Source organism: Desulfocicer niacini, assembly GCF_054657595.1.
In genome coordinates, this window is the sequence record NZ_BAAHYK010000045.1 from 35,572 (window position 1) to 45,738 (window position 10,167).

The window sequence follows — 10,167 nt, forward strand, 5'->3', positions numbered from 1 at the left end:
CGGAACTGTAGACAGCTCAATTGTCCGGTTCCTACTGCCCATCGGGGGGGCGGCTCTGCTGAGGTTGCCTTGGAGGCTGCCTTTTCATATAAAAACATATCACATCGTAAAAGAGATGAAATAATGACTTTATATAATAATATCTATCCCTTTGCGGCCATCGTCGGGCAGGAGCAGCTGAAGCTGGCCCTTATTCTGAACGCCGTTAATCCGGCCATCGGAGGGGTTTTGATCCGGGGAGAAAAGGGGACGGCCAAGTCCACCACGGTGAGAGCACTTGCATCCCTTTTGCCCATGATCAAGGTGAACAAAGGCTGCCCATGGTCCTGTAACCCGGATGATCCTGAAAGCCTTTGTGATGACTGTCGAAAATTGAGTGAAGGCCGGGAAAAATCAGACCATGGAATTATAAAAGAAGGTGCCACCGGACCAACTTGCATTGAACGCCGGACCCGGGTGGTGACCCTGCCGCTCAATGCCACTGAGGACCGTGTGGCAGGGGGCATTGATTTCAGCCTGGCCGTCAAGAGCGGGGCCAGAGCCCTGCAGCCGGGATTGCTGGCCAGGGCCCACAGGGGGATTCTTTATGTGGATGAAGTCAATCTTCTGGATGATCACATCGTTGATATCATCCTGGATGCATCCGCTTTCAGGGAAAACCGCATAGAGCGTGAGGGCATATCCTTTTCCCATGCGTCGGATTTCATTCTGGTGGGGACCATGAACCCGGAAGAGGGGGAACTGCGTCCCCAGCTTCTGGACCGGTTCGGCCTCTGTGTGGAGGTGACATCGGAGAAAGATCTTGAAAAGAGAATCCTTCTGATGCTGAGAAAGGAGGCTCATGATGCCGACCCCCAAGGCTTTGCAAAGCAGTACCAGGCAGACAACACGCTTCTGTCCGACCGGATCAAAAGGGCCGGCGCCCTTGTAAAAGAGGTGCAATTCCCTGAGAATTTAAGGAATTTTGTGGCCACACTGTGCGCGGAAAGCAATGTGGCAGGTCACAGGGCCGATCTCGTCATCGAACAGGCTGCCAAAGCCCTTGCCGCATACCATGGCAAGACCGAAGCCGGCATGGAGGAGGTAAAGCAGGTGGCCGGGTTTGCCCTGGTACACCGGAAACGGGAGGCGGCACCGCCACCGCCGCCACCTGAACCTCCCCACGATCACGACCAGAAACCCGAGGAAAACCAGGACCAGGAGCAGAACGAAAAGGAAAACCAGGAACAACCGCCGCCGGAACCGGACGAAAACGCTGAGTCCGAGGATGAACAGGATCAGGGCCAAAATGAAAACGGCATGGAGGAGGAGACTGAGGAGCAGGAACCGGAGGAAGATGAATCCGCACCGGAACCCGAACCCCAGGAGGAAAACAAGGAACAGGACAAAAAAGATGTGCTGGAAAAAATATTTGAGGTGGGAGAAACCTTTAAGGTGAAAAAGTTCACCTCCCCCAAGGACCGGATCTACAGAAGAGGGTCCGGTAAGCGCTCCCGCTCCAGAACGGCTGCCAAGCAGGGAAGGTATGTGAGAAGCACCATCCCCAGGGGCAGTAATGATATAGCCTTTGACGCCACATTAAGGGCCGCCGCGCCTTTTCAGATCCAGCGGAAAAACGGCAGTGACCTGGCCGTCATTCTTAAGGATCATGATATCCGGGAAAAGATCCGGGAAAAGCGCATTGGTAATTTTCTGCTCTTTTTGGTGGATGCCAGCGCCTCCATGGGGGCCCGGGGACGGATGGCGGCCTCCAAGGGTGCCGTGATGTCGCTTCTGCTGGATGCCTACCAGAAACGGGACAAAGTGGCCATGGTCACCTTTCGAAAAGAGGAGGCCTTTGTCAACCTGCCCCCCACCTCGTCTGTGGAGCTGGCAGGAAAACTATTGGAAGAGATGCCCGTGGGAGGAAAAACACCTTTGTCATCCGGACTTGTCAAAGGGTTTGAAGTGCTGCGGAATCATCTGTTAAGAGAACCTGAATCAAGACCCATTGCCATTATCATCACCGACGGAAGGGGTAACGTCTCCCTGGAAAATAACGGCTCGGGAAATGGAGCCACGGGAAAACTCAAACCCTTTCAGGAGGCCCAGAAACTGGCAGAGAAAATGGCCCTTGAGCATAGAATACAATTTGTTGTGGTGGATTCTGAAAGCCGGGGGGCTGTCTCATTTGGCCTGGCTGCAAAACTTGCCGCCAACCTGAATGCGGAATATTTTAAAATCGAAGATCTTAAAGTCAACCAGCTGGTTGACATTGCAAAAGGAGGTTTATCATGAAAAAAAAGACGGTTTACCCATTCATGGCCATCAAGGGTCAGGAAGAGATGAAACTGGCACTGATACTCAATATTATCAATCCCACCCTTTCGGGCGTTTTGATCCGGGGAGAGAAGGGGACCGCCAAGTCCACGGCCGTCCGGGCACTGGCCCGGATACTTCCGGAGATTGAAAAGGTGAAGGATTGCCCGTTCCAGCATGACCCCCAAGGCAAACATGATGTCTGCACGGAGTGTGTCCGCACCGAATGCCGTAACCGACTTCTTGGCATTGACGGTAACCAGGGGCCTGAGATCGTCATGGAGGGCATACGGGTGATCGAACTGCCTGTGGGCGCCACCGAAGATCGGGTGGTGGGCACCATGGACATGGAACAGGCCCTTAAAAAAGGGGAAAAACAGGTGGAGCCGGGCATCCTTGCCGCCGCTCACCGGGGAATTCTCTACGTGGATGAGGTGAATCTTCTGGACGACCATGTGGTGGATGTGCTACTTGATTCGGCAGCCATGGGGGTCAACACCATTGAACGGGAGGGCATCTCTTTTTCCCATCCCGCCAGATTCACCCTTGTGGGCACCATGAATCCGGAGGAGGGGGAACTGCGGCCCCAGCTTCTGGACCGGTTCGGGCTCTGTGTCAATGTATTGGGAATATCCGATCTTGATGCCAGGGTGGCCATTATGGAACGACGCACCCATTTTGACGAAGATCCGGAAGGATTTGCAAGCCTTTGGGAGGAGGAGTCCCGGCAACTGGTGGAGCGAATCAAGCAGGCAAAAAAACTTTACCCAAAAGTGACTTGTCAAAAGGAGAGACTCTATGAGATTGCCTCCTATTGCCTGGATGTGGGAGTGGACGGTCACAGGGGAGACATCATTATTTTAAAGACCGCCAAAACCCTGGCCGCATATGAGGGCAGGATCGAAGTTGAGTCAAAGGATATTGAAAAGGCCGCCACGCTGGCACTGCCCCACAGGGTAAGACGTCAGCCGCTGCAGGATATTGTGACGGACGTTTCCATGATGAGAGACCGGAAAAAGGCGGCAGGATACGGTTCATGATCCAAATAGAAAATTTAAGTAAAAAATATAAATCCATTGATGCCCTTAAAAATGTCAATCTCCAGGTGGACAGGGGAGAACTCTTTGCGTTCCTGGGGCCCAATGGGGCCGGAAAGACAACCACCATACGCATCTTGACCGGGTTGACCAACCGGACGTCAGGAACGGTGAAGCTCAACGGGTTTGATGTGGGGGACCGTGGCATTGAGAGCCGCCGGCAGTGTGGGCTGGTCCCCCAGTCCATCAACCTTGACCGGGAACTTTCCGTGTTTGAAAATTTGAATATCCACGGCAGACTCTATCGTATGAAAAAGGAACAGAGGGCTGCCAGGATCGATGAACTCCTCGAGTATGTGGAGATGGGGGACCGGAAAAAGACCCTGGTGAAAAATCTGTCCGGGGGCATGAAACGGCGGCTCATGATTGCAAGGGCATTGCTGCACTCTCCGGCTATTCTTTTTCTGGATGAGCCTACTGTGGGGTTGGATGCCGGTATGCGGCGCAAGATATGGGCGCTGATCAAGAAGATCCAGCTGCAAAACACCACCATTTTTCTAACCACCCATTACATTGAGGAGGCAGAATTTCTTGCAGGCCGTGTGGCCTTTCTGGACAAGGGCGCCATTGTGGTGGTGGATACACCGGCCAACCTGATGAGCCGTCAGGGAACCTGGGCGCTGGACAGTCTCAAGGAGGATGACATGGAAACCCGATATTTTAACGACCGGAAAGAGGCCAATGAGTATATTGCCTCCCACAAGGATAGCTTCACCCTTCGCCGAGTCAATCTGGAGGATGCCTTTCTGGCACTGACAGGAAAGAAGGTGAAATGATACAAGGTGCTTGTGCAGTTTATTATAGAGAGTTGCTGGTATTACGACGGCGTCTCACACGGCTGATACCCTCCTGGTCTGTATCGCCACTGCTCTATCTTGTGGCATTTGGATATGCCATGGGAAAACATGTGATGGTGGAGGGGCACACCTACATGGAATTTCTCATTCCGGGTCTTGTGGCCATGAGCAGTATGACCCAGGCATTTGCCATTTCCAGCGAGATCAATATTGCACGGTTTTACTGGCATATCTTTGAGGAGATCCAGGCGGCCCCTGTCAGTGACATCTCCTATGTGGTGGGTGAAGTGCTGGCCGGAATGACAAGGGCCATCCTCGCCATCATGGTGATTCTGGTGCTGGGGCTTTTGTTCGGGGTGGTACTCTCCTGCAATATCTGGTTCTGGACCACTATCCTGCTGAACAGTTTTGTGTTTGCCTCCCTTGCTGTGGCACTGGCCATGTTGGTGAAATCCCATGCAGATCAGACCCTTGTGACCAGTTTTGTGATCACCCCCATGGCATTTCTGGGGGGAACTTTTTTCCCGGTGGAGAATTTTCCGGCCTGGGCCCAGAAAGCCATTTTTCTTCTGCCCCTGACCCATGCCTCCACATCCATCAGAACCGCATCGTTCGGCAATATGCCCTCCATGATTTCCCTTTTTATTCTGGCCGTCATCGGATGCATTTTCTTTTATATTGCCGTCTTGTGCGTCAAACGGGCAAAGGACTAAATGTGGATGGTCGGATTTGGCTATCCCCGAACCATGAAAATCAAAAGAGATTTTTGAGATTTTCATGGTAAAGGAGTGATAATAAAATGGTTGAAAACAATACCCCCCGGAAAGGGGGAATTACTACTAATATGACAGTGTTGGATACGGTGGCTGGCTGGAAAGAGACCCAGGCTGTTTTTCAGCGCTATGATGCCCTTGCCGGTGAATGCATTTGCTGCAATGCGCTTTTTGAAACTATTGGGGACATGGCGCAAAAATATGGTCTGGATTTGGATGGGTTGCTGGCGGATTTGAAAGTGGCTGCCATGAAAAAAATTTGATCCTTGATGCTGATATGGTAGAGTTCCGTCAACAGAAAATACCTTTAAGACAGCAGTATCCGCCTCCGTCCGCCTCAACCTGAGACTTGCCAACTGCCTGAAAAACATGGTACATTCGTCTCTTTTTTTTAACCATGTAACGCGCCCGGCCGCTCATCACCAGCGTTAATCCGGGAAAAGTCAAGCTGAAGAATGAAATATCTGCTTATCGCTGTCTTATCTCTTGTGTCCGTCTGGGGCTGCTCCGGCAGAACCCCGCCGCCGATTGCGGCAGAAGGGGTGATGGATCTTTCCGGATGGAATTTTGAGAAAAGCGAGCTCATCCGGCTGAACGGTCAGTGGAAATTTTACTGGAGCCGGCTGCTGACCCCGGCCGATTTCAACCGGCCCGATCCGCCGGCAATGACCGGTTATTTTACCACTCCCGGTTCTTGGGACGGATATGAGGTTTCCGGAAAACCGCTGGGGCCGAACGGATATGCCACGTTCCGCCTCAAGGTGAAACTCCCCCCCCGGCCTCAGGCAGCTGACACTGGATTTCCGGAATTATTCAGGGGCCTATCAGATCTGGCTGGATGACCGGCCCATGTTCGAAAACCCGAGAGTGGGGACGGACCGGGCCTCCACCGCGCCGACCCGGAGCGCCGCTGAAAAGACATTTTCTCTTTCGGACGGCATTATCGTCATTACCGTGCAGAAAGCCAATTTTACCGACTACTCCGGCCCCTTCGGCAATCTTCTGGCGGGCACGGCCCGGCAGATCCGGCGGGAACGGGCCGTGATGAGCATCATGGAACTGCTCTGCCTGGGCAGCCTGCTGGTGATGGGCATTTATCACCTGTTTCTTTTCCTGTTCCGGCAGAAAGACCGGTCCGTTCTTTATTTCAGCCTGATCTGCCTGCTGTGGGCGGCCTACACGCCGTTTGCCGGATACGGCGGGTTCCTCCTCTGGGAGGTAATTCCCAAGCCGCCCTTGCGGGCTGCTTATGCGGCGGGGCTTATCCCCATATTTCTCGGGAGCCCGCTGACCCTTTTGTTTTTGAATTCCCTCTATCCCCGGCAGGGCAGCCGGACGCTGTCCCGGCTTTTTCTGGCCCTGGGGACTCTCTGCAGCCTGGCCGCCCTGTTCATCCCATTTACCCTGGCGGCCGGGACGGTCCTGCTTTACGAATGGATATGCCTGTGCTTCGGGCTCTACTGCCTGTTCATGCTGGCGCGGGCGGCCATGAAAAAGGAAACCGGCGCGCGGATTATTCTGGCGGGGATCGCCCTGCTGATGGTCTTCGTCGTCAACGACATCCTCATGGATCAGCACATCATCGACACCATTCCCCTGCTTCCCTTCGGTATACTGATGCTGGTGCTGTCCCATTCCCTGGTCCTTGCCAAGCGGTTCGCCAGGGCCCATACACTGGCGGAAGCCTACGCCGGGGAGCTGGAAGAGAAAAACATCACGCTGGCCCGCATGGACAGGCTCAAGGATGAATTCCTGGCCAATACATCCCATGAGCTGCGCACCCCGCTCCACGGCATTATCGGCATGGCCGAGGCCATCCGGTCCGCAGCCGGCCGGGCGCTTCCGAACCGGATCGGGGAAGATCTGGACGTGATCATTTCAAGCGCCCGGCGTCTTTCCGACCTGATCAACGACATCCTCGATTTTTCCCGCCTGTCCCACGCCGAGATCCGGCTGCGGAAAACAGCGGTGGATATGCGGATCATGGCCGACACCGTGCTGAGGGTGGCCCGGACCCTGGCGGCCGGTAAGCCTGTCCGGCTCATCAACGGCATTGCAGAGGACTTCCCGCCGGTGTGGGGGGACGAAAACCGGCTTCAGCAGATATTGTACAATCTGGTGGGAAACGCCGTGAAATTTACGGAAAAAGGCGAGGTGCGCATTTCTGCGCGTGGGGAAGACGGCCTGGGGGTCATTACGGTTTCCGACACCGGCATCGGCATTGCCGCCGAAAACCTGGCGGGCATTTTCGAGGCGTTTGAACAGGGCGACGGCTCCGTCACCCGCCAGTTCGGCGGCACGGGCCTGGGGCTTGCCGTCACCCGCCGCCTGGCGGAGCTGCACGGCGGAACCGCTTGGGCGGAATCGGCACCCGGAAAGGGCGCATCCTTCTCCTTTTCCATCCCCGAAGCCCCCCCCGGGGCGGCGGCCCCTTCACCGCAAAGCGTCCGTCTTATAAAAACGCCTTTTCTGGTAAAAACGCCTTCTCCGGCCGGCCCCCTGCCGGAGGCGGTTTCAGGGGAAAATGAAACTGCCGGGGAAAATCCGGTCCTGACAGACCCGGACCTGAATTCGGACGGCGCTGCCGCCGGTGCGGTAATCCTGGCCATTGACGACGATCCGGTCAACCTCCGGGCCGTTTCCCGGCACCTGACCGCTCACAGCCTGAAGGTGGTGACTGCCGGTTCCGGCAGGCAGGGGCTTCGGATCATTGAAGACGGCCCCCTGCCGGACCTGGTGCTGCTGGACATCATGATGCCGCAGATGTCGGGCCATGAAGTGCTGCATACCCTGCGGAAAAACCACGGGTTTTCCGAGCTGCCGGTCATCATCCTCACGGCGAAAAACCCGGTGACCGACCTGGTGCTGGGATTTCAATCCGGGGCCAACGACTACCTGATCAAGCCGTTTTTATTTGACGAACTCATGGCCCGCATCCGGTTTCAGCTGGATATTATAAAAGCCTGCCGGATCCTTCGTGAAAACGCGGATCTGAAACTATCGCTGGCCGACCAGCGCCGGAAAAAAATCGAAGCCCGTCTTCAGGCCCAGCAGACGGCCCTGGAAATGCTCCGGTTCCAGCTGAACCCGCATTTTCTGTTCAACGCCCTGGCTTCCATCCGGGGGGCCCTGCTGCGGCACCCGGAAACCGCACGGGGCATGGTGACGGCCCTTTCGGAATTCTGCCGCCTTTCCCTGGCCTACGGCATGGAATCTTTCGTGCCCCTGGAGCGGGAAACCGTCCTGGTAAGGCATTATCTTGAAATCGAGAAAGCCCGGCAGGGGGACCGGATGGAGGTTGAGACGGAATTTGACGGCGATACGCTGGATCATCCGGTACCGGCGTTTCTGCTTCAGCCGCTGGTGGAAAACGCGGTCAAATACGGGCGGATCACCTCCCCGGAACCACTGAAAATCAGGCTGGCATCACGCTTCGAGAAGAACCGTCTGGTCATCACGGCGGCCAACACCGGCGCCTGGGTGACGCCGGGGTCGGGAAACCCGGAGCAGGGGGCCGGGGTCGGCCTTGAAAATATCAGAAAGCGCCTTGAGAAAATGTATCCCGGCCGGTTCGGTTTTTCACACACCGAGAACTGCGGATGGGTAGTTCTGGAAATTGCACTGCCGAAGAACCGGCACCGAAAAACTGACAATGGATATTCTATGAACCTGAATGATTGAGACAGGAAAGATAAAATGCAAAAACCCGTGAAAACCATCATCATCGATGACGAGCCCTTTGCCAGGGAAGACCTGCGGGAAATGCTGAAAAGCCGTCCCGACATCCGGATCATCGGGGAGGCCGGCAGTGTCGGGGAGGCAAGACAGCTCCTTGAAACCTCGGCCCCGGACCTGGTGTTTCTGGATATCCAGCTGCGGGGCGGGTCGGGGTTCGACCTGGTGCCGGATATCCCGGCCTCCGCCGATATTGTATTTTTCACCGCCCACGACCGCTTCGCCATCCGGGCTTTTGAAATCAACGCCCTCGATTATCTGCTGAAACCGGTCACCGAAGAGCGCCTGTCCGCGTCCATTGCCCGGCTGAAACAGAAAGGGAATCCCCCGGCCCGGGACCCCGGTTCAACGGAACCGGCGGCCGAGACCGACCGGATTTTCATCCGGACGGACAAAGAACGCCGGTTCGTTGCCGTCAGCGAAGTGGTGGCCGTGATCTCCATGGGCGGCAATTACACCGCCGTGCATCTGGCGGACGGGCAGCGGCCCCTGGTGCGAAAGACCCTGAAGCAGTGGGAAAACCTGCTGCCGGAATCGATGTTCTGCCGGATTCACCGCTCCGCCGTTGCCAACATGCGCCGCCTCTGCTCTGTGATAAAACAGGCGGACGGACGCTATGCGGCCGGGTTCGACGGTCTTGAAGCGCCCGTCGGGGTCGCGCGCCGCAACGCGGCCCGCCTGAAAAAGGCGCTGGAAAAGCGGGCCGGCGCCGGGGGGAGCTGAACCGCCGCTGCAGGCCGTGGGCGGAATTACTTGTCGGTGTATAAATAGGTAATGACATAATACCAGTTTTCTTTAATATTATGTGATGCAAATGTGCCCGTATTTAACCCGAATGATATTGTGTTCTTACTGGTGATATGCCCGGGGGCGGCGTAATAAAGTGTCTTGCTATTATCGTCTCTAAAGTAGGCTATGCCGTTGATGATCATAACCAGCTCCTGGCCATTAGGTATTAGAAGGGTAAGGTTAAAATTCCTATAGTGTGAACTAAGAGCATTAAACGATTGAGGCCCCCATTCATAAGTCCCGATTTTTAAGCTGGAAAAATCAGCATCCTGGCCGTCTTCGCCCGTATCGCCTTTCTCGCCTTTTTCACCCTGGTCTCCCTTTTTACCTTGAATTCCCTGGATACCCTGAAGACCCTGGTCTCCCTTATCCCCTTTTTCTCCCTGGATGCCCTGAAGCCCCTGGTCACCCTTATCCCCTTTTTCTCCCTGGATGCCCTGAAGTCCCTGGTCTCCCTTTTCACCTTGAATTCCCTGGATGCCCTGAAGCCCCTGGTCACCCTTATCCCCTTTCTCGCCTTTCTCGCCTTTGGCGGCGAAGAGATCCCACAGGGCGGTATTCGACGGGGTGTCGGCGCTCGAAGAAGTATGATCCTGGAGGCAGATATAGCCTGCCCCGTCATACGAAACCGCATCATCGGCCAGGTAGGTGACGCCCTCCTGCCAGGCGCCCTGCCAG

9 protein-coding genes are annotated in these 10,167 nt (G+C 55.5%); 8 read left to right on the forward strand and 1 reads right to left on the reverse strand.

All coding sequences use genetic code 11. The annotated features are described in order from the left end of the window. Positions 1-123: 123 nt before the first annotated feature. The 8 genes from ACYQ2M_RS20020 (at position 124) to ACYQ2M_RS20055 (ending at position 9,423) form a co-directional block, all read left to right on the forward strand. A complete protein-coding gene (locus ACYQ2M_RS20020) occupies positions 124-2,277 on the forward strand; it encodes a putative cobaltochelatase (protein WP_459918154.1) in 2,154 nt (717 codons plus the stop codon). Beyond that, on the forward strand, positions 2,274-3,338 hold the full coding sequence (locus ACYQ2M_RS20025) for a magnesium chelatase ATPase subunit I (RefSeq protein ID WP_459918155.1): 1,065 nt from the start codon (positions 2,274-2,276) through the stop codon (positions 3,336-3,338). The genes ACYQ2M_RS20020 and ACYQ2M_RS20025 overlap by 4 nt, the downstream gene beginning before the upstream one ends. Continuing rightward, positions 3,335-4,171 (forward strand): ABC transporter ATP-binding protein, encoded by an 837-nt coding sequence (locus ACYQ2M_RS20030; RefSeq protein WP_459918156.1) that lies wholly within the window; start codon positions 3,335-3,337, stop codon positions 4,169-4,171. The genes ACYQ2M_RS20025 and ACYQ2M_RS20030 overlap by 4 nt, the downstream gene beginning before the upstream one ends. Next, positions 4,168-4,905: an ABC transporter permease gene (locus ACYQ2M_RS20035; protein ID WP_459918157.1), complete on the forward strand. Its 738-nt coding sequence runs from the start codon at positions 4,168-4,170 to the stop codon at positions 4,903-4,905. Before ACYQ2M_RS20030 ends, ACYQ2M_RS20035 begins: the two co-directional genes overlap by 4 nt. Positions 4,906-4,991: 86 nt before the next feature. Continuing rightward, a complete protein-coding gene (locus tag ACYQ2M_RS20040; RefSeq protein ID WP_459918158.1) occupies positions 4,992-5,228 on the forward strand; it encodes a hypothetical protein in 237 nt (78 codons plus the stop codon). Positions 5,229-5,420: 192 nt separating this feature from the next. Then, positions 5,421-5,807, forward strand: a complete 387-nt coding sequence (locus tag ACYQ2M_RS20045; protein ID WP_459918159.1) for a hypothetical protein — start codon at positions 5,421-5,423, stop codon at positions 5,805-5,807. A 7-nt stretch (positions 5,808-5,814) separates the two neighbouring features. Beyond that, complete coding sequence (locus ACYQ2M_RS20050) at positions 5,815-8,646, forward strand: ATP-binding protein (RefSeq protein ID WP_459918160.1); 2,832 nt, start codon at positions 5,815-5,817, stop codon at positions 8,644-8,646. Between the two features lie 15 nt (positions 8,647-8,661). Then, positions 8,662-9,423, forward strand: a complete 762-nt coding sequence (locus ACYQ2M_RS20055; protein WP_459918161.1) for a LytR/AlgR family response regulator transcription factor — start codon at positions 8,662-8,664, stop codon at positions 9,421-9,423. A gap of 26 nt (positions 9,424-9,449) precedes the next feature. Here the strand turns inward: ACYQ2M_RS20055 and ACYQ2M_RS20060 are convergent. Further along, positions 9,450-10,167 (reverse strand): carbohydrate-binding protein (locus tag ACYQ2M_RS20060; RefSeq protein ID WP_459918162.1); only part of this gene is annotated, 718 nt, incomplete at its 5' end.